Below are 20,566 nucleotides of genomic sequence, written 5' to 3' on the forward strand. Positions count from 1 at the left end.
AAGTAGGTGCATGAGAACCGAGCAGCAGGCGAGCTTCGCCGAGTACGTGAGGGCGCGCGGGCCGTGGATGCTGCGGATCGCGCTCCGCCTGTGCCGGGACCGGCACAGCGCCGAGGACCTGGTGCAGACGACGCAGGCGAAGCTCTACCAGCACTGGAACCGCCTGTCGGCGGTGGAGAACCTCGACGCCTACGCGCGCACGGCCCTCGTGCACACGCACATCGGCGAACGCCGCACCGGCTGGGCCAGGAAGGTCGACCTCCAGCCGATGCGGGAGGACCTGCCCGCGGCCGAGGCTGACCACGCCTCGCGGCTGGTGCTGCGCGACGCGGTGGAGGGTCTGGCACCGAGGCAGCGCGCCACCATCCTGATGCGCTACTTCCTCGACATGACCGTCGAGCAGACCGCGGCGGCCCTCGACGTCACCGCGGGCACGGTGAAGAGCCAGACCAGCCGCGGTCTGGACACGCTGCGCGTCGTGCTGGAGGAGAGCGGAGCCCGCGCGGCCTGATCAGCCCACGGTCACCCGTTCCCCCACCTCCACCCGCTGGTACGGCGCGCCGGTCCCCGGCCCGCCCTCGCCCAGCATCCTGGTCACCAGGCCGAGGCCGAGTTCGCTCAGCAGGGCGTCGTGGACGCCGATCGCCCGCCCCGGCTTGACCTCGCGCACCCAGTCGATCAGGTCGGCGGTGCGCGACCACGGCGCGTGCGCGGGCACCAGCAGGGTGTCGACGGGCACGTCCGGCGTGGTCAGGGCGTCGCCGGGGTGGAAGAGGGCGTCGTCCACCAGGAAGCCGACGTTGCGCACGACCGGGATGTCCGGGTGGATCACCGCGTGCCACTCGCCGAACACCTTGACGTCGAACCCGGCCGCGGTGAACGCGTCGCCCGCGCCGACGGCGCGCACGCGCGGGCCGAGGCCGTCGAGCGCGGCGGCCACCGCCGGGTTGGTCCACACCTCCAGGCCGGGCGAGTCGGCCAGCGCGGCGCGGATCCGGTCCTCCAGGAAGTGGTCGACGTGCTCGTGCGTGATCAGCACGGCCTCGGCGCCGTCGAGCGCGGAGGCGTCGGTGAACGCCCCCGGATCGAGCACGAGCCTGCGTCCGTCGCGCTCCAGCGCCACGGACGCGTGGCCGAACCTGGTCAGTTCCATGTTTCCCCTCAGAAGACGGCGACGACGACGGTCCGGAGCACGAGGACCCCGACCAGGACGGCGGTGAACGCCAGGTCGATGGACACGCCGCCGACCCGGACCGGGCGCAGCACGCGCCGGACGGGGGCGATGACGGGCTCCGTGATCGACCAGCTGACGCCCCGGACGCGACTCGTCCACGCGGGGGCCGGGCTCGTCGAGACGACACCCACCCAGTCGAAGACCAGCCGGACCAGCATGACCAACCAGAACAGCAGCAGAACCGTGCTGAGCAGTGATCCGATGAAGCTCATGGGTGCTCCTCTCCCGTGGTGACCAGTCTGCCCCCGGAAGGTGAGAGGAAGCTGAGCACGACCGGGTGGAACCGCCCGGCCGGGCACCGTTCGTGGGCCTGTCGAGACGCCGAAAACCGGGAAGTCGCCGCGCGAGAGAGCGCTCCCGCAAAAGCATTGACGCAGGTGGCGCGACCAGGACAGGATCGATTCACCGCTGCCAGGTGCAGGCTGCCCTGCCGCCCACGAGAACGGACAGTTCATGATCACATCCTCCGGTTGGAGACGCGCACGCCGCGGTGCGCTGGGAGTGCTGACCACGTTGTCGCTCCTCACCGGCGCCACCGCCGGGTACTCCACCGCCGCGCCCGACACCGAGAAGGGCGGCAACCGGCAACCCACCGTCGGACGGCCCGCCCTGGACCGCGACGGCTGCGCCCGGATCGAGAACAGGCTGCCCACGCTCAAGGACTGGCCCAAGGTCGACAGCAAGATCGACAAGAGCGCGGTCGACGAGCGTCGGATCGCGAAGATGGTCGCCGACATGACGCTGGCCGAGAAGGTCGGCCAGATGACCCAGCCGGAGATCACGGCCATCACCCCGGAGGACGTGAGGAACTACTTCATCGGCACGGTCCTCAACGGCGGCGGCGCGTGGCCGAACAAGGACAAGCACGCCACCCCGCAGGACTGGCTGGCGCTCGCCGACTCCTACTGGCAGGCCTCGGTCGAGACCAGGACGAAGATCCCGGTCCTCTGGGGCATCGACGCGGTGCACGGCAACAACAACGTGTACGGCGCGACCCTCTTCCCGCACAACATCGGCCTCGGAGCCGCGCAGGACCCGTGCCTGGTGCGCGACATCGGCGAGGCGACGGCCGAGCAGATCCGCGCGACCGGCCAGGACTGGGCGTTCGCGCCGACGCTGGCCGTGGTGAAGGACGACCGCTGGGGCCGCACGTACGAGGGCTTCTCCGAGGACCCGCGGATCACCCGCGCGTACGGCTACGAGGTCGTGAAGGGGCTCCAGGAGAGCACCTCGCGCAGGCTCGGCCGTGACGGCGTGATCGCGACCGCCAAGCACTTCATCGGTGACGGCGGCACCCTCAAGGGCACCGACCAGGGCGTGAACCCGGTGTCCGAGGCCGAGATGATCAACGTCCACGGCCAGGGCTACTACGGCGCGCTCGCCGCGGGCGCGCAGTCGGTGATGGTGTCGTTCAACAGCTGGACCAACGAGGAACTGGGCATCGGCGAGGGCAAGCTGCACGGCAGCAAGAAGGCCATCGACGAGATCCTCAAGAAGAAGATGGGCTTCGACGGCCTCGTCGTCTCCGACTGGAACGGCATCGGCCAGGTCCCCGGCTGCACCAACTCCAGCTGCCCGCAGGCGATCAACGCGGGCATGGACGTCGTGATGGTGCCGAACGACTGGAAGGCGTTCATCGCCAACACCATCGCGCAGGTCGAGAGCGGCCAGATCCCGATGGCCCGCATCGACGACGCGGTCACCCGCATCCTGCGCGTGAAGCTGCGCAGCGGTCTGTTCTCCGCCCCGAAGCCGTCGCAGCGCGAGCTGGCCGGGTCGGCGCGGGCGCTGGACTCGAAGAAGCTGGCCCGCGAGGCCGTGCGCGAGTCGCAGGTGCTGCTGAAGAACGACGACCGCGTGCTGCCGCTGTCGCCGCGGTCGAAGGTGCTGGTCGTCGGCAAGAGCGCGGACAGCATGCAGAACCAGACCGGCGGCTGGTCGCTCACGTGGCAGGGCACCGGCAACACCAACGCGGACTTCCCCCACGGCACCACGATCCTGGGTGGCCTCCGCGAGGCGCTGGGTGAGGCGAACGTGACGTTCAGCGAGACCGCCGACGGCGTCGACCCGGCCGCGTTCGACGCGGTGGTCGCCGTGATCGGCGAGACGCCGTACGCCGAGGGCACCGGCGACCTCCGCCGCACGCTGGAGGCGGCGCGGATCTACCCCGGCGACCTCGCGGTGCTGGACAAGGTGTCGGGCAAGGGCAAGCCGGTCGTCACGGTCTACGTGTCCGGCCGCCCGATGCACGTGAACAAGGAGCTCAACCGCTCGGACGCGTTCGTGGCGGCCTGGCTGCCGGGCACCGAGGGCGGCGGCGTGGCGGACCTGCTGGTCAGGGGCCGCAACACGGGCAAGGGCTACACCGGCAAGCTCAGCTACTCGTGGCCGAAGGAGGCCTGCCAGACGCCGCTGAACCCGGAGACGCCGGGCTACGACCCGCTGTTCAAGCTCGGCTACGGCCTGGGCAACGGCCAGCGGGCCACCGTTCCCGTGCTGAGCGAGGAGTCCCCCGCGAACTGCGGTGGCGGCGGTGGCGGCAACGCGACCGAGGACCTGGAGATCTACAACCGGGGTGACGTCGACCCGTACAAGGCGGCCATCGGCTCCCCGGAGAACTGGGGCGGCACGGAGATCGGCGTCGACGGCACGGCGTCGCACGCGGAGATCAACGTCGTCCCGACCGACGTGAACGTGCAGGCCGACGGCCTGAAGGTCACGTGGACCGGCACCGGCCCCGGCCAGGTGTACATGCAGAGCCCCGGAGCGGGCAACGACCTGCGCGGCTACCTGAACACCGACGCCGCGCTGGTGTTCGACGTGATCGTGAACCAGGCGCCGACCAACCGGACCGTGGTCAGCACGCACTGCCTGTACCCGTGCTTCGCGGAGGTGGCGGTGACGAACCTGCTCACGAACCTGCCGCCGGGCAAGAACACGGTGAAGATCCCGGTCTCCTGCTTCGCGGCGGGCGGCCTGGACTTCGAACGGGTCAACACCCCGTTCCTCGTGTACACCGACGGTCCGCTGTCGGCGTCGTTCGCGAACGTCAGGTGGGTGCCCAAGGCAGGCACCGATCCGGACGCGAAGGCGTGCGCCGACCTCAGCTAGTCGGCGGGGAACGTCGGAGGGGCAGGCCGCGCACGTGGGCCTGCCCCTCCGACGTTCACGCGGGCGCGGGTTCGTCGAAGACGTCCACGACCACCGAGGTCGTCATGGCACCGTCGAGCCAGTGCTCACCGTCGCCCTGGAGGTAGCTGTGGATCCGAACTCGCTTGTTTCGCGCCACGGCTCTCCGAGCAACGGCCAACGCAACGGGGACCTGCCTACCGGGCGCCTCCCCCACGACCCGCTCGGACTCCACCCGACTCCCACCGGGCAGGGCCCACGCCCGCGCCCCACCGCCGGCCGGGACGAACGGCATCCTGTTGAGCAGGACAACGTCCCAGTGCGGACCATGACGCTCGTCGACCCCGTTCTCCACCCGGATCCCCAGACCGACCGCGTACGCCCCCGACAGGTACTCCTCGATCGTGGCGGCCTCCAGGCGGAACCGCGCACGACGAACCGGCACGACAGGACCCCCTGGCCCGAACGCCCCCGGCTCCGGTGCGCAGCGCGAGCGCAGGAACTCCCGGATCGACCGCAGGACACCATCGGGAAGCCCCCGAAGACCGTCCTCCAGCCCACCCCCGTCCCGCAACGCCAGGTACAGGTCAAGCACCCGGACCACGTCATCCGCCCGCTCCACCTCACCGGGCCCCCACTCGGCCACCACGTCCAGCCGGTCCACCTCGCCGTGATCCACCGCGAACAGACGGCTTCCACCGGCGTCGGCGTGGACCAAGAACTGGCGGATCGTCATGCCACCACCCCCCGGTTTCAGTGTGGCACCTGGGAACTCCGCGGGTGGCTCGTATTCCTGTGGCCGCAGGGATACGGCTCGGGGGCGGTTGCCGGGGACGGTTGCCGGGGGCGGACGAGGTCTACAGCTCCAAGGGCAAGCAGGCTCACCTCCGTCGGCGTGGGGTCAAGGTGGTCGGCGTCGCGAATCCGCCCGCCCGAAGGCCGGCGGCTCTTCGGGTGGACGGCCCGCGGCAGACCCGTCCACCAGCAGCGTCACACGGTCGAGTGCGGTACCGACCTGGTCGAACAGCACTGTGCGGTGCCTACTCGGTTCGACGAACTCGCCGTTCGCGATCAGGCCACAGCGCAGGTCGCCGCCATCGCCAACCGGTTGCGCCACAAGCAATGCGTGCTACGTGGCGGCCCAGGCCACGTGGCCGTCTGGGCGGATCAGGGCGGCTGTGATCGCGGCCCACTCCTCCGGTGGGTCTACTGGGAGGTCTGCGCGGTGGGCGTCTGTGGGGTGGGCGTCTGCGGGTTCGGTGGTGTTGATGGCGATGTGGCGGCCCTCGTGCAGTAGGTCGAACAGGCCTCTGCCGTCGGCGAAGCGGAGGTCCGGCGCGCGGCGGCCGGTCAGCGGGTGCGCTCCGGGTGGGGCCGGGTAGGCCACGTCGAGCGCCGAGAGCCGTTCGGCCAGCACGCGGGAGAACTCCGGCACGTCGGCGATGGCGTCGCTCAGCAGCGACCGCAGCGCGCTGGTCTCCGGGCCGTAGTTGGTCATCAGCGCGGTCTGCGCCCTGGTGGCGCGCAGCAGGTCGACGCCGACCGGGTGGCGTTCGGCGTGGTAGGTGTCGAGCAGCGGTTCCGGGGCGCGGCCGGTCACGACGGCGGCCAGCTTCCAGCCCAGGTTGGCCGCGTCCTGCACACCGACGTTGAGGCCGACACCGCCGGTCGGGAAGTGGACGTGCGCGGCGTCGCCCGCGAGCAGCACCCGGCCCCGGCGGTACTCGGCGGCCTGGCGGGTGGCGTTGCCGAACCGGGACAGCCAGCGCGGGTCGCGCATGCCGAAGTCCCTGCCCGCCACGCGGACGACGGTGGCGCGCAGCTCGGCGAGGGTCAGCTCGCCCGGCCAGTCCGCGCGGTTGCCGGTCGGGTCGCTGCCGACGAACCGGTGCACGCCGCCGGGCAGCGCCACGACCATGAGGCCGCCGTCGGCGCCGGTCACCGAGAGCACCGGCTGCGGCGGCGGGTCGTCCAGCACGACGTCGCCGAGCCAGCCCCAGGTCGTGGTGTCCGTACCGGGGAAGTCGACGCCCGCCGCGGCCCGCACGGTGCTGCGGGCGCCGTCGCACCCGACGACGTACGCCGCGTCCGCGGTGGACACCCCGTGCAGGGTGACGCGGTCGTCGTGCTGGACGAGCCCGGTGACCCGCTCGCCCCGCAGCACGACCACCCCCGCGGATCTGGCGTGCTCCTCCAGCAGCTCCTCCGTCCGCGCCTGCGGCAGGGCGAGGGTGAACGGGTAGGGGGTGTCGAGCACCCGGAAGTCCATCCGGTCGTCCAGCCCGGCGAAGTGCCCGCTGGGGATCCGCACCCCCTCGGCGAGGAAGCGGCCGACGATCCCCCGGCACGCCAGCACCTCCAGGGTGCGCGGGTGGAGGGTGAGCGCCTTCGAATTCGGGTCGCGCTCCTCCCGCGCCTCCAGCACCGTCACCGACGCCCCGCCCAGCCTCAACTCCGCCGCCAGCCACAGCCCCACGGGACCGCCTCCGACCACCACGACCTGCTCCACCGCTGCCTCCTTGGTCACTGACCAAGAGATATACTAGGTCGGTGACCAAGAGTCAAGCGAGTCGCTCCGGCCTCGACGCCGGCGTCGTGGTGTGGACCGCGTTGGACCTCATGGACGAGCAGGGCGCCGACGCGGTGTCGATCCGCTCCATCGCGACCCGCCTGGACGTGCGGATGAACACCGTCCTGTGGCACGCGAAGACCAAGGCGCGGCTGCGGGAGCTGATGGCCGACGCGATCATCGCCGGGGCCTCGACGGACGACCTGCCCGACGACCCCCACGACCGGGTGCGCGAACTGGCCCACCGCTACCGCCGCGCGCTCCTGCGGCACCGGGACGGGGCGTCGATCGTCGCGGGCACCTACGCCGCCGAACCCGCCACCCTCGGCTTCGCCGACGCGCTGGTCGGCGCGCTCCTCGCCGACGGCCACGCCGAGCGGGAGGCGGTCTGGCTGTGCTGGACGGTCGTCTACTTCACCCTGGGGCTGGCGCAGGAGGAGCAGTCGTTCCCCGAGCCGGGCGAGCACCGGCTCGCACGGGCCGTCACCGCGGGCCCCTACCCGGCGCTGGCGCGGGTGCTGGAGCACTTCGAGCCCGCCGCGTTCGACGAGCGCTTCGACTTCGGCCTGGACCTGCTCCTGCGGCGCGGCTGATCAGCCCACGGTCAGCCCCGAGTCAGCCCGCTTCGCCACCGTGGACCGTTGGTTTCCTTACCAGTCAAGGAGAATCATGCGGTTCAGATACCCGGTGATCGTCGCGTTGGCACTCACCGCGATCACCTCCCCCACGGCCTCCGCGGCGGCGTGCACGTGGACGCCGACCCAACTCCCGCTGCCGGCGGGGTTGACCCAGGGCTCGGTTCGGGCGGCCGACAGCCTCAGCGGCTACGCGGGCGAGGCTCAGGCGTCGGCCGGGACGGTGCACGCCGTCCGCTGGGTCGGCGGCCAGGTCGTCGACTACGGCACGGTCCCCGGCTACTCCCACGCGTTCGTGGCGGGCGTGAACAGGTCCGGCACGATCGTCGGGCACACCAGCGCGCCCACCGGCAACCGGCAGCGCGCGTTCCGGTCGGTCGGCACGGCGTTGCAGGTGCTGCCCGAGCCCGCGGGCACCGAGCACTCCTGGGCCAACGGCGTCAACGACGCGGGTGACGTCGTCGGCGAGGTCGGCACGACCGTCGTGGTGAACGGGTCCTCCCACCTCGTGCGCAAGGCGGTCCTGTGGCCCGCGGGCGCACCCGGCACCGTGGTGGGGCTGACCGGTCTGCCGTCGGCGGGCCAAACCCTCGGGCAGGCCGTCGACCAGGACGGCACCGTGCTGGTCGAGCACTACCCCACCGCCACGAACTCGCTCAACGCCACGGCGCTGTACCTCTGGAAGGCCGGGACGGCGCGGGTGCTGCCGACCCCGGCGGGCACCACGTCCGTCTACGGCAAGGCCATCTCGAACGGCCGGGTGGCCGGGGCGGTCAACACCGGCGGCATGGTCGGCGCGGTGTGGGAGCAGAACGGCACCATCACCAGTCCGGTGGCGTCCAACCTCATCACGTCGATCAACCGCACCGGCCGGACGACCGGCTGGAAGATCGTCACCGGCATCACCCCGGCCCACTGGGTGTGGCAGGGGTCGGCGAAGGTCGGCACGATCGCGGGGTCGCGGACGTTGACCGTCTCGGCGGACGACGGCACGGTGGCGGGCTCCAGCTTCAACTCCACCACGTTCAACCAGCCCACCTTCTGGCGCTGCTCCTGACGGCGGAAGGGCTCCCCCGGACGCTCCGGGGGAGCCCTCTGCCCGCAAGACCCTCAGCCGCAGCCGCCCGCGTGGCTCTCCTCGGACGACCGTCCGATCGAGACGGACGACGCCGTCGCGGGCAGCGCGCCCGCGGGGGCCAGCTTCGAGCGCAGGTGCGCGGCGAACTCGTCGAGCCGGTCCATCCCCCAGAAGCGGGAGAACCGGTGCACGAAGAACGGCACGCCGAACACGCCGTCCTTGCAGATCCTGAGCAGGATCTCGACGCCCTCCTCGCGCAGCAGCGGGTCGTCGGCGGCCGTGGACACCTCGACCGGGTCAAGCCCCAGCGAGGTCGCGACGTCGGCGATCACGGCCGGGTCGCAGATGTTGCGCCCCAGCTCCCACCGAGCCCGGTAGACCGCGGCCACGTACTCGGGGCCCTTGCCCGCGCGCCGGGCGACGAGGTACCCGAGGTGCGGCACCTCCCAGACGGGGTCGCGGTCGACCGGCCAGGTCAGCGGCAGGCCGCGGTCCTTGGTGAGCCTGCCGACGTCCTGGAGGATGTAGAAGTGCTTGGCGCGCGACATCGCCGAGTACGGGAACTCCTCCCCGCGCTCGGTCAGCATCCGCTCGCTCAGCGCGTCGGGTTCGAAGAACGGCACCCACTCCACGGCCTCGGCCACGTCGGGGTAGCGCTCCAGCAGGTCCCGGTACGCCATCCAGGAGTACGGGCTGCGCAGCGAGAAGTAGAACTTCGGCCCCTTGCTCACAGGACCAGCCCGCCGTCGACGCCGAACACCTGGCCCGTGACGTAGGACGCCCTGTCCGACGCGAGGAACGACACCAGGTCGGCGACCTCGTCGGTCGTGCCGAAGCGGCCGAGCAGGATCTTCTCGGTCATCCGCGCCACGAAGTCGTCGGCGAGGCCCGCGACCATGTCGGTCTCGATGAAGCCGGGCGCGACGGCGTTGACGCGGATGCCGTACTTGCCGACCTCCTTGGCCAGCGACCTGCTGAACCCGATGATCCCGGCCTTGGACGCGGCGTAGTTGGTCTGGGCCGCGTTGCCGTGGACGCCCGCGACGGACGACATGGTGATCACGCTGCCCGCGCGGCGCTTCATCATCGAGAACACCGCGGCCTTGCACAGGTAGTAGGTGCCGTCGAGGTTGACCCGCAGCACCGCCTGCCAGTCGTCGTCCTTCAGCAGCACCAGCGGGTTGTCCCGCACGATGCCCGCGCACGACACGACCGTGTGCAGCCCGCCCAGCTCCTTCTCGGCGTTCTTCACGAACACCTCGACCTCGCGGCGCTGCGACACGTCCACCTGCGCGGTGAACACGGTCGCCCCGGCGGCCTCGGCCTCCTTGGCGACGACCGCGGCCGCGTCGACGTTGGACTGGTAGCAGAACGCGACGTCGTAGCCGTCCTCGGCGAGCCTGGTCACCACCCTGTGCCCGATCCCGCGCGAACCTCCGGAAACCAGCGCGACGCGCCTCATGCCACCACTCCCCGTTCGGGCCGCAGGACCTCGACCCCGCGGCGGGCCATCGTGAACGTGCCGATCTCCAGCACCGTGCGGCCGCCGACCGTGCTGTGGCCTGCCAGGATCGCGGCGTCGTCGACCTCGCGGACGAGCCGGACGTGGTGGGTCAGCACGTCGCCGGGGTGGACGGGGGCCAGCAGCGACACCCCGCGGATCCCGGTGATCAGCTCCACCTTGTCGGCCAGCACGTCCGGGTTCGGGCTCTCCCACCGCGTGAGCAGGACCGCGCACTGCGCCCACGACTCCAGCAGCAGCCCGATCGGGTAGGCGTGGTCGGCGTCGTCGGGAAGCCCGTCGTAGCAGGGCTCCCGACCGCTGACGGCCTTGTGCGCGACCAGCGTGCGGCCGGGGTCCACTTCGGACACCCGGTCCACCAGCAGCACCGGGAACCGGTGCGGGATGATCCGCTTGATCTCCGCGACGCCGGTCATGCCGAGTACCTCAGCTTGATCTCCGCGACGGGTCCGTCGTCCTTCGACACCACGGCCGACACGCGGACGCCGTCGCCGTCCTCGGTGAACTCCGTCGTGATCGACAGGGTGTCGCCGGGGAAGACGGGCCGGATGAACTTGGCCCGCTGCACCGCGCTGACCCGCTTGCCGGGCAGGCGGTCGCGGACGGCCGCGTGCACGTGCTCGACCACGAACAGACCGGGCAGGATCGGGAATCCGGGGTAGTGCCCGGCGAACACCGGGTCGTCGGGGTCGACGAAGACCCGCGTCCCCTCCTCCACGGCGGTCATCCGGCCAGCTCCAGCACCGCGCACCCGACCGTGCCGTCCCGGTCCACGCCGGTGACCAGCGCGATCCCGCCACCGCCCTTCGCCAGCACGGCGGCCAGCTGGAAGCTCGCGCCCGCGGCGGAGGTGTCGCCGACCAGACGGCCGCAGCGGACGAACTCCGGCGCCGCGCCGTCGAGCGCGTCGGTGACGCCGCCGTCCTCGGCGGCCTCGAACTCGCCGCCCGCGGGGGCGACCAGCCGCACGTCGGCGGCCCGCACGCCCGCCTTCGCCACGGCGGCCCGCACGCAGTCCGCCACGGCCCGGCGGGCGTCGGCGGGGTCGCCGAACGCGCGGAAGCCGGTGGCCAGGACCGTGGCGAGCGGCGCGCGCCCGGCCGTCTCGGCGTCGGCGGACGGCTCCAGCAGGAACACCGCCCCGCCCTCGCCGAGCGGTGCGGCGGGGCCGTCGGAGCCGGTGCGGCCGTGCCACTCCAGCCACGCGCGCTGGACCGAGTACTCCTCGGCCGCGCCGAGCAGGGCCCGGTCGCAGTGCCCGCCGCGGTAGAGGCGCACGGCGTAGCTCAGGGCGAGCAGTCCGGTGAGCGCGCCGCCCGCGATGGTCGTGTTGGGGCCCTTGATGCCGTGCCAGATGGCGCTCTGGCCCGCGGCGCGGTTCATCACCGTGTTGGGGAACAGCGCCGGGTCGACGTGGTAGGGCTTGACGCCGGTCAGCGAGTCCTTGGTGAAGTCCATGATGGACTGGACGCTGCCGGAGCCGGTGCCCAGCACCAGTCCCACGCGGTCGGGTTCGGCGAGCAGCTCGGGTCCGCAGGTCTCGATGAGCTGGCCGACGGCGGACACGGCGATGGCCGTGACCCGGTCCATCGTGCGGGTTCCCTTGCGGCCCAGGGCACCCGCGGCGGTGAACTCGGGGACCAGCCCGGCCCGCGGGTACGGGCCGGGGTAGGTCTCCTGGTCGAGTTCGGTGGTCGCGTCCCGGCCCGCCACGACGCCCGCGGCGAAGGCGTCGCCGCCGATGCCGTACGGCGACACGGCGGACCAGGCCGAGAAGACGAGTCGACCGGTGCGGTCGACGGGGGTCGTGGCGGTCATGGGATCAGACCGTTCCGCGGCCGGAGATCACGCCCGCCTTGCCGGTGAGGGCGTCGGTGAGGCGGTCGTCGAAGTTGACGAGGCTCCAGTCCTTGCGGTTCTCGATCACGGCCCAGCCGTGGGTGATCTTGCCGGTGGCGGTCGGCACGAGCACGCCGTCGCGCAGGACGTAGCAGTCCATGCGGGCGGTGAAGGTGTAGCGCTTGAAGACGTTCTCGACGGTGAAGACGGTGTAGAGGGTCTCCTCCATCTTCGCCTCGGCCAGGAACGTGATCCGCGAGTGCGGCACGACCGGGATCCAGTTCTGCTCGTCGAGCAGGGTCTTGATGGAGACGCCGCGGTCCTCGACGAACAGGTCGAGGATCTCCTCCATCTGGCGCAGGTAGCCCGACATCTGCACGCGCTCGGTGAAGTGGCAGTAGAAGTACGGCATCCGCCAGGCCCAGCCGAACGCGTTGCGGCCCGCGGTGAGCAGGTCGAGCGGGTCGGCGTCGCCGACGGTGATCGGGACGACCTGCTCGCTGGGCGCGGAGATCGCGTCCACGACGTGCGGCGCCAGCTCGGCGGGCGCGTCCTCGGCGTCGAAGCCGTGCGGGTCCAGGCGCAGCGACACGGACACCTTCGACTTCACCGCGCGCACGGGCTTGCCGCGGTCGACGGTGAACTCGACGGCCAGCCGCAGCTCGGGGCCGTCGTGCTCGACCTCCTTCACCGTGGCGGTGGCCAGGTCGTCGATGTGGAACGCCGTGAGGATCTTGGTGTCCAGGTCGGTGATGTCCGTGCACAGGCCGTAGCGCTCGTAGAGCGCGCCCGCCGGGAACCCGCGCTGGCGCAGGTGGTCCAGCACGGCTTCCTCGACCATGTAGTTGACGTGCTTGAAGCCGATCCAGGTGCAGATGTTCGAGCCCTCGTAGCGGGGCCGGATCTGCGTGGTCGTGGTCTTGTCGGTAACGGTGGGGCTCACGTCAACTCCAGGCGTCGTCGAGGAAATCGCGGATCAGCGCCGCGACCCTGGCGGGCTGTTCCAGCATCGGGAAGTGACCGCAGTCGTCGAGCAGCTCGAACCGGCCGTGCGGCAGCGACTTCACCAGTGCGCGCCCGTCCTCGGGGCGGGCGGCGATGTCGTGCACGCCGGACAGCACGAGCTGCGGCGCCCCCACTTCGGCGAAGTCGAGGAACGGCGACCGCAGGTAGGTCTCGAACCACCGCATCCAGCCGTAGGGGCCGACCTGGTCGCGCAGCGCGCGGGCGAGCCAGGCGCGGTGCTTCTCCGGGAAGCGGGCGGTCTCGCCGACCCGCATGGCCTCTTCGAACGTGCGGTGGAAGTCGTTCAGGTAGTAGGTGATCGTCGGCCAGTCGAACTCGGCGGCCGACGACCGGTGGAACGGGCAGAGCAGCACCGACGGCCGTGCGGGCACGCGTCCGGTCGCGTACGCCTCGGCCAGCAGGGTGGCGCCGAAGGAGTGGGCCACCACCACGTCGTGCTCGGGGCGGACCGCGTCCACGACGAGCCGCACCGGGTCGGGGTGGTGGGCCCACGTGCCGTCGGACAGCCCGTGCCACGGCTGCTCGGTGTTGGTGATCTCGACGCCCTCGGGGAGCATCTCGACCAGCGGGTCCCACACGGCGGGCTTCCCGGCGAGCCCGTGCAGCAGCAGGACCCGGACCATCAGACGGCGTCCCGGTACCGGCCGAGGATCAGGACCGCGTTGTTGCCCGCGAACGCGAGCGCGTTGTTCTGCACCACGTCGAGGTCCGCCTCGCGGGCGGTGTTCGGCACGCAGTCCACGCCGCACTCGGGGTCGGTCTCGGTGTGGTTGATCGTCGGGGGGATGAACCCCTCCTTGATCGCCAGCGCGCACGCCGCCGAGGCGAGGGCGCTGGCCGCGCCCATGGTGTGCCCGAGCATGCCCTTGATCGAGATCGTGGGCGGAGGGGTCTCGAACACCTGCCGGATCGCTCCGGACTCGGTGACGTCGTTGGCCTTCGTGCCGGTGCCGTGCGCCGAGATGAAGTCGATGTCCTCCGGCTTCACCCCCGCGTTGCGGTGCGCCAGCTCGATGCACCGCGCCAGGCTGTCGCGGTCCGGCGCGACCGGGTGGTTCGCGTCGCAGTTGAGGCCGTAGCCCAGCACCTCGGCGTAGATCCGGGCGCCGCGCGCGAGCGCGGAGTCCAGGCTCTCCATGACGAGGATGCCCGCGCCCTCACCGGTGAGGATGCCCTTGCGGTCGCGTTCGAACGGCTGGCACACCTCGGGGGCGATGGTGCCGAGCCGGTAGAACCCGGTGAACGTCTTGCGGCACACGGCGTCCGCGCCACCGCACAGCGACACGTCCACGTCGCCGTCGCGGATGGCGTCGAACCCGTAGCCGATGGCGTAGTTGCCCGCCGCGCAGGCCGTCGGGATCGTCACGGCCTCGACGTCGGTCAGGCCCAGCTCGCGGACGATGCTGGACGAGAGCCTGCCCGCCGTGGAGCGCCGGGCGATGACCGGGTCGAGCCCCTCGGGGCCGTGCTCGACCTGGACGCCGATCAGGTTGTCCAGGTCGCGCGACTCGGCGTCGGTGGTGCCGACCGACACCAGCGCCCGGCGGGCGCGCACCTCGTCCAGCGACAGGCCGGCGTCGGCGACGGCCATCCGGGCGGCGGCCGCGGAGAACTGGCTCGCCCGGCCCAGTTCCGCCGCGTCCGCCCGCTCCAGCCACTCGGCCGGGTCGAACTCGTCGATCTCGGCTCCGTTGGCGTGGGCGAACCCGGTGGTGTCGAACGACGTGATGGGCTTGACGCCGCTGCGACCGGCCCGCAGACCCGCCAGGAACTCGGTGACGCCGATGCCGATGCTCGTGACCACACCCAGACCGGTGATCACCACTCGGCGGGGTGACTGGCGCTCGTCGTGCATCGTCTTGCTCCTCCGGGCCGAAGGGCTACTTGGCGGCTGCGGCTTCGGCCACGACGGCGATGACGCCTTCGAGGTTGACCATGCGGGTCAGCTCCGCCTGGTCGATCTCGACGCTGAACGTGCGCTCCAGGGCGGAGAGGATCTCGATGGCGCCGAGGCTGTCGGCGTCGTGGTCCTCCTTGAACAGGCTCGTGTCCGTCATCTCGGCGGGGTCGATCTCCAGAATCTCCGAGACGATTTCCTTGATCTGCGACTTCTGGGTTTCGCCGATCGACACAGCAGACTGAGAAGCAGTCATTTCATCCTCCACGAACGCAGATTTTCCAACGTTCAAAGACTGAGCGCGATGGCTATATGCGCCCTATATGCCAGGTCAGCCCACTCCGACGCGCAGCGCGTGCGGAATCTGCAGCACGGGATCGGCCGTGAGGATGGCGAGGTGCACCTGGCGCAGCAGCGAGCCGGGGTCGATGCCCAGCTCGTCGGCGAGCATGCGCCTGCCCTCCTCGTAGAGCACGAGGGCGTCCGCCTGCCTGTTGCAGCGGTAGAAAGTGGTCATGAGCTGGGCGCGGAAGCGTTCCTGCAACGGGTGCACGCGCACCAGCCGGGTCAGCTCCGGCAGGAGCTGGGCGTGCCTGCCGAGCGCGAGGTCGGCCTCGATGCGGCTCTCCAGCGCCGCGATGCGGGCCTCCTCCAGCCGGGGCCCCTCGGCGTCGGTGAGGTGTTCGGACACGCCGGACAACGCGGGCCCGCGCCACGAGGACAATGCCGAACGCAGCAATCCGGCGGATTCCTCGAACCGCCCGTCGGCCAATGCGGCCTGACCCAGTCGCGCCTGTTCCTCGAATTCCCAGAGATCGAACCGGCAATTGGCGAGACGAATGTCGTAGCCCCGCGAACGCCGGGTTATCCCGACCTCGTGGAGCAGGGTTTTGCGCAGTCGGGACACGTACGTGTAGATCTGCGCGTTGAACGTGGCGGGCGGGTGGTGGCCCCACAGGAGGTCGCTCATGTCCACGTCGGACACCGACCCGTTGTCGGCGAGCAGCAGCGCGGCGAGCACCGTGCGCGGCTTCGAGCCGTCCAGGGGCACCTCCTTCCCGTCGTGCAGCACCTCGACCGGCCCCAGGACCCGGAACTCCAGCAACGAACTCACACCTCTCCGCGGAGCGAACACCGACGACGAACGGACGTCCGCGGTCACAGCAGGACCTGGTCGTGGACGAGGATCGCCTGGTAGAGCTCGCGCAGCGCGTGGCCGGGTTCGAGGCCGAGTTCGGCGGCGAGCCGCCTGCGGGTGTGGTGGAACACGTCGAGCGCCTCGGTCTGCCGACCGTTGCGGTAGAGGGCGACCATGAGCTGCTCGCTGAAGCGCTCGCGCTCGGGGTACTCGGCGGCGAGCTGCTTCAGCTCGGAGACGACGCCGCGGTCCTCGCCGTTGGCGAGCTTGGCCGCGATCAGGTCCTCGCGGGCGCTGAGGCGGCGCTCGTCGAGCCGCGCGGCCTCGATCCGGAAGCGCAGGCCGTCGCCGACGTCGAAGAGGGCCGGGCCGCGCCAGAGCCGCAGCGCGCGCTCCAGCAGGTCGATGGCCTCGGCCGGCCTGCGGGTCACGCAGCTGGACCCGAGGTCCGCGAGGTCGCGGAAGCGGTAGGCGTCGATGGAATCGGCGTCCACGTCGAGGACGTAACCGCTGCCCAGCGTGCGCACCAATTCGTCACCAGGCCGGTCGGCCAGGCCTTCCAACAGTTTTCGCAAACGCACGACATTCGCCTGAAGTGCGTTCCTTGCGTTGCCCATTACTTTTCCGGCCCACAACTCCTCCACCAACCGGTCGAATGGCACCGGCGTTCCGGGAGAGAGTGCGAGCAAGGCGAGAAGAGTACGTACCTGCCGGGCAGCGACTCCGATGCGTCGGTCTCCGTGTGCTAGCGCGACGGCACCCAGAATCTGAATCTGCATGGCCAGGACCCCCAAGTCCCTCGGCGGCGCGAAGGTGTACTTCGCCGTTCAACAAATCTTTCCCTCTGACAGGCCTTTCATGACCGCGTGGAGAGTGGTAGGACGCGGAATCAAGGCTGCCGCCCCACGAAACACCACACGAGACGGCAGTCTGGAATAGCCCTGTCAAAGCGTTCACATGTTGCCTACGCCGACACGATGGGGGGAAATATCATTTGACTCGCACCGCGGTCGCGCGGGCGGTATGCGGCCGAACGGAGCAGGGCGTTGGGCCCGTCGCGAGAACCGAGGTGCTGCAACGGCAGTCGGTCAGCGGTTCACCGAACGCCCGCGACCAGCACGGATGACCAATTGAGACGTATGCGCCAATTATGTTACTAGTCAGTTCCATATTTTTGGACGAGGCGTGGCAGGCCCCTTGCGGGCGGTCGGATGGGCCTCGTCATAGGCGCTGAGCACCGCCTCAGGCAGTCGTCCGCGATCCGAGACGCTGAACCCGCGCCCGCGGGCCCACGACCGCACGGCCCGGAGTTCCTCCACGTCACGGCTGCGCACGGGACTGGGATGGACGGTCGGATCGACGGGTTCGGCTTCCCGCAGGACCGAACGGGCGCACACCGCATACCTCCCGAGGAATTCCCGGAGCCGCGCGGCGTCGGCGGGGGCCAGGTCGATCACGAACTCGACGCCGTCCAGCCCGAACCTGACAGCCGTGAACCCATCACCGCTGCTGCCGCCGGGTTCTCCCACGACCTTCCGAACCACGATCCGCCTCGATCCCCACTACCGCCGCCGCCCGCCGGACGGCGCCAGGACGCGGGAGGCGGTCGCGGACCCTGGTGCCGGAAACGGGGGTCGGGAAGTTGTTCGGAATGAACCGTAGCGGGAGATCGATCGGTGGAGAACACATCTTCCGAGTGGGAATCAAAGTATAGAAGCGCTATAGCGATCATCCGGAGCATTCAACGCCGGGACGCGGGACGGCGTGGCGGGCACGACGTCCGAAGTCGGACACGCCACCGGCCGCGACCGGAAGGCGACGATCGGGATATCGCTTCGGAAATCCGATATCCGACACAACGGACACATCGTCCGCCGATCTCGTCGAAAGGAACGGAAACCGAGGTGTGCTCGAAATGCCGACGACAGCCGAAGCCTTCCCCCCACTCGGGAGCGGTCGGGGGCGGCGGTCACTCCCGGTGTTCGCCACCGTCGCGCCGGGGAGCGTCAACGGTCAATTAGTCAGCGCACCGCACAACCGTTAACCCCCGATTGGGTGTATCGACGCCTCGACGTCATACGGGGACGCGGCGACAACTGAAATTCTTTCACGAGGCCGGGCGGACCGGCGCTCGATTCCCGAGCGATGGCGCGGACCCCCGCCCACCGCGCGTGACCCCCAGGGCGTGCGGGCAGGCACCGGGGTCCGCGCCATCCTCACCCCCGCCGCGCGCCACACTGCTCGCATGAGCCTGTTCACCGTGTCCGAAGCGCGGGCCGTCCTGCGGGACCTCCTCCCCGTCCTCGACCGCGTCGTGGCCCTCCGCGCGGACGCCGCGGAGCTGGCGGCGGCGGTGTCACCGGGCGGCGAACCGTCCGGTCTGGGAGGCCTGCCGGAGTGGAAGGCCGCCCAGGCTGAGCTGGACGATCTGCTCACCTCGGTGCAGCAGACCGGGGCCGAGCTGAAGGGCTTCGCACCTCTCCTCGTAGACTTCCCCTCGGACCTTGACGGCGCGCCGGTGCTGCTGTGCTGGTTGGAAGGCGACACCGAGCTGAGTTGGTACCACCGTCTCGACCTCGGTTTCGCAGGTAGGCGCCGGTTGGCCTGAACTCCCGCCGAGCAGAACTCGGCCGGTCCGCCACAGTTGATCGGACCTGGAACGAGGAGCTTGCGCATGACCCCCGAAGTGACCGACGTGGCCGCCGACGCGACCGAGGACAAGACGACGACGTTCGCCGACCTGGCGCTGCGTCCCGAACTCCTCAAGGCGTTGACGACCCTCGGCTACGAAGAGCCGACCCCCATCCAGCGCGAGGCGATCCCGCCGCTGCTCCAGGGCGAGGACCTGCTGGGCCAGGCCGCGACGGGCACGGGCAAGACCGCCGCGTTCGCGCTGCCGGTGCTCCAGAAGCTCGCCGAGGCGGGCCGCCGCACGACGGCCCCGCTGGCGCTGGTGCTCGTGCCCACCCGCGAACTCGCGGTGCAGGTGTGCGAGGCCGTCCACAAGTACGGCCGCGACCTGGGCGCACGGGTGCTGCCGATCTACGGCGGCCAGCCCATCGGCCGCCAGCTCCAGGCGCTGGAGCGGGGTGTCGACGTCGTCGTCGCCACGCCCGGCCGGGCCATCGACCACATCGGTCGCGGCACGCTGAAGCTGGACAGCCTCCAGATCGTCGTCCTGGACGAGGCCGACGAGATGCTCGACATGGGCTTCGCCGAGGACATCGAGTCGATCCTCCAGGAGACCCCCGGCGAGCGGCAGACCGTGCTGTTCTCCGCGACGATGCCGCCGCGCATCGACAAGCTGGCCCGCCAGCACCTGAAGAACCCGGTGCGGATCACGATCGGGCGCGAGCAGACCGCGCCCGGCGAGGCCCCCCGCGTCCGGCAGAGCGCCTACATCGTGCCGCGCGCCCACAAGCCGGCCGCTCTCGGCCGCGTGCTCGACGTCGAGGCCCCCACGGCCGCGATCGTCTTCTGCCGCACGCGCGACGAGGTCGACCAGCTCACCGAGACCCTCAACGGCCGCGGCTACCGGGCGGAGTCGCTGCACGGCGGCATCAGCCAGGAGCAGCGCGACCGGGTGATGGGCAGGCTGCGCAACGGCACCGCCGACCTGCTCGTCGCCACGGACGTGGCCGCGCGCGGGTTGGACATCGAGCAGCTCACGCACGTCGTGAACTACAACGTCCCGTCCGCCCCCGAGTCGTACGTGCACCGCATCGGCCGCGTCGGGCGCGCGGGCCGCGAGGGCGTCGCGATCACTCTGGTCGAGCCGCGCGAGCACGGCATGCTCAAGACCATCGAGCGGGTCACCAAGCAGAAGATCCCGGTCGAGAAGGTCCCGACGGTCGCCGACCTGCGGGCCCGGCGCCTGGAGCTGACGCGCGCCGCCCTGCACGAGTCGCTGCTGGAGGACGACCTCGAAGGCTTCCGCGTGGTCGTCGAGACCCTCACGGACGACTTCGACCTCATGGAGATCGCGCTCGCGGCCGTGAAGCTGGCCCACGAGGCCTCCGGCGCGGCGGCGGACGAGGAGGAGGAGATCCCGGACGTCTCGGCGCGCATCGACCGCGACCGGCCGGGTCGCGGGTCGGCCGAGCCGGGCAACCGGCGCGAGCGCAGGCCGCGCACGCCCACGGCGGGCATGACCCGGTTGTTCTTCGGCGCGGGCCGCAGCGCGGGCATCCGGCCGCAGGACCTCGTCGGCGCCATCGCGGGCGAGGCGAAGCTGAAGGGCCGCGACATCGGCGCGATCGAGATCGCCGACCGGTTCTCGCTGGTGGAGGTGCCGGAGTCGGCCGCGCAGTCGGTGATCGTGGCCCTGCGCGGGGCGACGGTCAAGGGCCGCAAGGTGTCCGTGCGCCTGGAGCGCGACCAGCAGGGCTGCTCGTCCCGCCGCTCGCGGGGGTGCGGACGACGCACCCCCCCGAGCGGCGGGACGATCAGCCCTGCGGGTCGCGCGCCCGGCGCACGGACACCGTGCGGCCCTTGACCGT

The 20,566-nt window shown here is 71.1% G+C and carries 22 protein-coding genes; 6 read left to right on the forward strand and 16 right to left on the reverse strand.

Annotated elements, in window-relative coordinates; genetic code table 11:
* Positions 1-10 precede the first annotated feature (10 nt).
* The gene (locus tag AC156L_RS39390; protein ID WP_330873777.1) at positions 11-511 is read left to right on the forward strand and encodes a SigE family RNA polymerase sigma factor; all 501 of its coding nucleotides are present in this window, start codon (positions 11-13) and stop codon (positions 509-511) included.
* On the opposite strand, the gene AC156L_RS39395 is transcribed toward AC156L_RS39390, so the two are convergent.
* Both AC156L_RS39395 and AC156L_RS39400 read right to left on the reverse strand, forming a co-directional pair.
* Positions 512-1,153, reverse strand: coding sequence for an MBL fold metallo-hydrolase (locus AC156L_RS39395; protein WP_330873778.1), 642 nt, complete (start codon positions 1,151-1,153; stop codon positions 512-514). It lies immediately after the preceding gene.
* Between the two features lie 8 nt (positions 1,154-1,161).
* A complete protein-coding gene (locus AC156L_RS39400; RefSeq protein ID WP_330873779.1) occupies positions 1,162-1,446 on the reverse strand; it encodes a YggT family protein in 285 nt (94 codons plus the stop codon).
* 241 nt (positions 1,447-1,687) lie between these two features.
* On the opposite strand from AC156L_RS39400, the gene AC156L_RS39405 reads away from it, so the two are divergent.
* A complete protein-coding gene (locus AC156L_RS39405) occupies positions 1,688-4,345 on the forward strand; it encodes a glycoside hydrolase family 3 N-terminal domain-containing protein (protein WP_414719780.1) in 2,658 nt (885 codons plus the stop codon).
* 55 nt (positions 4,346-4,400) lie between these two features.
* Here AC156L_RS39405 and AC156L_RS39410 read toward each other — a convergent pair whose 3' ends face one another.
* Both AC156L_RS39410 and AC156L_RS39415 read right to left on the reverse strand, forming a co-directional pair.
* Positions 4,401-5,099 carry a hypothetical protein gene (locus AC156L_RS39410; RefSeq protein ID WP_330873781.1) on the reverse strand — a complete coding sequence of 233 codons (699 nt, stop codon included), beginning with the start codon at positions 5,097-5,099 and terminating at the stop codon, positions 4,401-4,403.
* 393 nt (positions 5,100-5,492) lie between these two features.
* Positions 5,493-6,890 carry an FAD-dependent monooxygenase gene (locus AC156L_RS39415; protein WP_330873782.1) on the reverse strand — a complete coding sequence of 466 codons (1,398 nt, stop codon included), beginning with the start codon at positions 6,888-6,890 and terminating at the stop codon, positions 5,493-5,495.
* 23 nt (positions 6,891-6,913) lie between these two features.
* Between AC156L_RS39415 and AC156L_RS39420 the strand changes: the two genes are divergently transcribed.
* Together AC156L_RS39420 and AC156L_RS39425 are read left to right on the forward strand one after the other, a co-directional pair.
* Complete coding sequence (locus AC156L_RS39420) at positions 6,914-7,525, forward strand: TetR/AcrR family transcriptional regulator C-terminal domain-containing protein (RefSeq protein WP_330873783.1); 612 nt, start codon at positions 6,914-6,916, stop codon at positions 7,523-7,525.
* A gap of 76 nt (positions 7,526-7,601) precedes the next feature.
* Positions 7,602-8,624, forward strand: coding sequence for a hypothetical protein (locus AC156L_RS39425; protein ID WP_330873784.1), 1,023 nt, complete (start codon positions 7,602-7,604; stop codon positions 8,622-8,624).
* A 53-nt stretch (positions 8,625-8,677) separates the two neighbouring features.
* Here the strand turns inward: AC156L_RS39425 and AC156L_RS39430 are convergent, their stop codons facing one another.
* From AC156L_RS39430 to AC156L_RS39485, 12 genes are all read right to left on the reverse strand, one after another.
* Complete coding sequence (locus AC156L_RS39430) at positions 8,678-9,376, reverse strand: 2-hydroxychromene-2-carboxylate isomerase (protein ID WP_330873785.1); 699 nt, start codon at positions 9,374-9,376, stop codon at positions 8,678-8,680.
* The gene (fabG, locus tag AC156L_RS39435; protein ID WP_330873786.1) at positions 9,373-10,107 is read right to left on the reverse strand and encodes a 3-oxoacyl-ACP reductase FabG; all 735 of its coding nucleotides are present in this window, start codon (positions 10,105-10,107) and stop codon (positions 9,373-9,375) included. The genes AC156L_RS39430 and fabG overlap by 4 nt, the downstream gene beginning before the upstream one ends.
* Complete coding sequence (locus tag AC156L_RS39440) at positions 10,104-10,583, reverse strand: 3-hydroxyacyl-ACP dehydratase FabZ family protein (protein ID WP_330873787.1); 480 nt, start codon at positions 10,581-10,583, stop codon at positions 10,104-10,106. The genes fabG and AC156L_RS39440 overlap by 4 nt, the downstream gene beginning before the upstream one ends.
* Positions 10,580-10,894, reverse strand: a complete 315-nt coding sequence (locus AC156L_RS39445) for a 3-hydroxyacyl-ACP dehydratase FabZ family protein (RefSeq protein ID WP_330873788.1) — start codon at positions 10,892-10,894, stop codon at positions 10,580-10,582. Before AC156L_RS39445 ends, AC156L_RS39440 begins: the two co-directional genes overlap by 4 nt.
* Positions 10,891-11,985 carry a beta-ketoacyl synthase N-terminal-like domain-containing protein gene (locus AC156L_RS39450; RefSeq protein WP_330873789.1) on the reverse strand — a complete coding sequence of 365 codons (1,095 nt, stop codon included), beginning with the start codon at positions 11,983-11,985 and terminating at the stop codon, positions 10,891-10,893. The genes AC156L_RS39445 and AC156L_RS39450 overlap by 4 nt, the downstream gene beginning before the upstream one ends.
* 4 nt (positions 11,986-11,989) lie before the next feature.
* Positions 11,990-12,949 carry a thioesterase family protein gene (locus tag AC156L_RS39455; protein ID WP_330873790.1) on the reverse strand — a complete coding sequence of 320 codons (960 nt, stop codon included), beginning with the start codon at positions 12,947-12,949 and terminating at the stop codon, positions 11,990-11,992.
* Position 12,950: 1 nt separating this feature from the next.
* Positions 12,951-13,655, reverse strand: a complete 705-nt coding sequence (locus AC156L_RS39460; RefSeq protein ID WP_330873791.1) for an alpha/beta fold hydrolase — start codon at positions 13,653-13,655, stop codon at positions 12,951-12,953.
* The gene (locus AC156L_RS39465; RefSeq protein ID WP_330873792.1) at positions 13,655-14,887 is read right to left on the reverse strand and encodes a beta-ketoacyl-[acyl-carrier-protein] synthase family protein; all 1,233 of its coding nucleotides are present in this window, start codon (positions 14,885-14,887) and stop codon (positions 13,655-13,657) included. The genes AC156L_RS39460 and AC156L_RS39465 overlap by 1 nt, the downstream gene beginning before the upstream one ends.
* Before the next feature lie 25 nt (positions 14,888-14,912).
* Positions 14,913-15,185, reverse strand: a complete 273-nt coding sequence (locus AC156L_RS39470; RefSeq protein ID WP_330873793.1) for an acyl carrier protein — start codon at positions 15,183-15,185, stop codon at positions 14,913-14,915.
* A gap of 75 nt (positions 15,186-15,260) precedes the next feature.
* A complete protein-coding gene (locus AC156L_RS39475; RefSeq protein WP_330873794.1) occupies positions 15,261-16,043 on the reverse strand; it encodes an AfsR/SARP family transcriptional regulator in 783 nt (260 codons plus the stop codon).
* Positions 16,044-16,087: 44 nt separating this feature from the next.
* Positions 16,088-16,846, reverse strand: a complete 759-nt coding sequence (locus AC156L_RS39480) for an AfsR/SARP family transcriptional regulator (protein ID WP_330873795.1) — start codon at positions 16,844-16,846, stop codon at positions 16,088-16,090.
* Positions 16,847-17,227: 381 nt separating this feature from the next.
* Positions 17,228-17,611: a histone-like nucleoid-structuring protein Lsr2 gene (locus AC156L_RS39485; RefSeq protein WP_330873796.1), complete on the reverse strand. Its 384-nt coding sequence runs from the start codon at positions 17,609-17,611 to the stop codon at positions 17,228-17,230.
* 701 nt (positions 17,612-18,312) lie between these two features.
* Between AC156L_RS39485 and AC156L_RS39490 the strand changes: the two genes are divergently transcribed.
* Positions 18,313-18,675: a DUF2203 domain-containing protein gene (locus AC156L_RS39490; RefSeq protein ID WP_330873797.1), complete on the forward strand. Its 363-nt coding sequence runs from the start codon at positions 18,313-18,315 to the stop codon at positions 18,673-18,675.
* A gap of 66 nt (positions 18,676-18,741) precedes the next feature.
* Positions 18,742-20,562, forward strand: a complete 1,821-nt coding sequence (locus AC156L_RS39495; protein WP_484407766.1) for a DEAD/DEAH box helicase — start codon at positions 18,742-18,744, stop codon at positions 20,560-20,562.
* The last annotated feature ends 4 nt before the right edge of the window (positions 20,563-20,566 follow it).

It is taken from the genome of Umezawaea sp. (genome assembly GCF_057122925.1).

Bases quoted from the DNA above. Each gene is read 5' to 3' on its own strand.
- AC156L_RS39450 (WP_330873789.1), bottom strand. From the start codon at position 11,985: ATGACCGCCACGACCCCCGTCGACCGCACCGGTCGACTCGTCTTCTCG.
- AC156L_RS39470 (WP_330873793.1), bottom strand. From the start codon at position 15,185: ATGACTGCTTCTCAGTCTGCTGTGTCGATCGGCGAAACCCAGAAGTCG.
- AC156L_RS39490 (WP_330873797.1), top strand. From the start codon at position 18,313: ATGAGCCTGTTCACCGTGTCCGAAGCGCGGGCCGTCCTGCGGGACCTC.
- AC156L_RS39440 (WP_330873787.1), bottom strand. From the start codon at position 10,583: ATGACCGGCGTCGCGGAGATCAAGCGGATCATCCCGCACCGGTTCCCG.
- AC156L_RS39400 (WP_330873779.1), bottom strand. From the start codon at position 1,446: ATGAGCTTCATCGGATCACTGCTCAGCACGGTTCTGCTGCTGTTCTGG.
- fabG (WP_330873786.1), bottom strand. From the start codon at position 10,107: ATGAGGCGCGTCGCGCTGGTTTCCGGAGGTTCGCGCGGGATCGGGCAC.
- AC156L_RS39480 (WP_330873795.1), bottom strand. From the start codon at position 16,846: ATGCAGATTCAGATTCTGGGTGCCGTCGCGCTAGCACACGGAGACCGA.
- AC156L_RS39390 (WP_330873777.1), top strand. From the start codon at position 11: ATGAGAACCGAGCAGCAGGCGAGCTTCGCCGAGTACGTGAGGGCGCGC.
- AC156L_RS39460 (WP_330873791.1), bottom strand. From the start codon at position 13,655: ATGGTCCGGGTCCTGCTGCTGCACGGGCTCGCCGGGAAGCCCGCCGTG.
- AC156L_RS39410 (WP_330873781.1), bottom strand. From the start codon at position 5,099: ATGACGATCCGCCAGTTCTTGGTCCACGCCGACGCCGGTGGAAGCCGT.
- AC156L_RS39445 (WP_330873788.1), bottom strand. From the start codon at position 10,894: ATGACCGCCGTGGAGGAGGGGACGCGGGTCTTCGTCGACCCCGACGAC.
- AC156L_RS39395 (WP_330873778.1), bottom strand. From the start codon at position 1,153: ATGGAACTGACCAGGTTCGGCCACGCGTCCGTGGCGCTGGAGCGCGAC.
- AC156L_RS39495 (WP_484407766.1), top strand. From the start codon at position 18,742: ATGACCCCCGAAGTGACCGACGTGGCCGCCGACGCGACCGAGGACAAG.
- AC156L_RS39405 (WP_414719780.1), top strand. From the start codon at position 1,688: ATGATCACATCCTCCGGTTGGAGACGCGCACGCCGCGGTGCGCTGGGA.
- AC156L_RS39465 (WP_330873792.1), bottom strand. From the start codon at position 14,887: ATGCACGACGAGCGCCAGTCACCCCGCCGAGTGGTGATCACCGGTCTG.
- AC156L_RS39425 (WP_330873784.1), top strand. From the start codon at position 7,602: ATGCGGTTCAGATACCCGGTGATCGTCGCGTTGGCACTCACCGCGATC.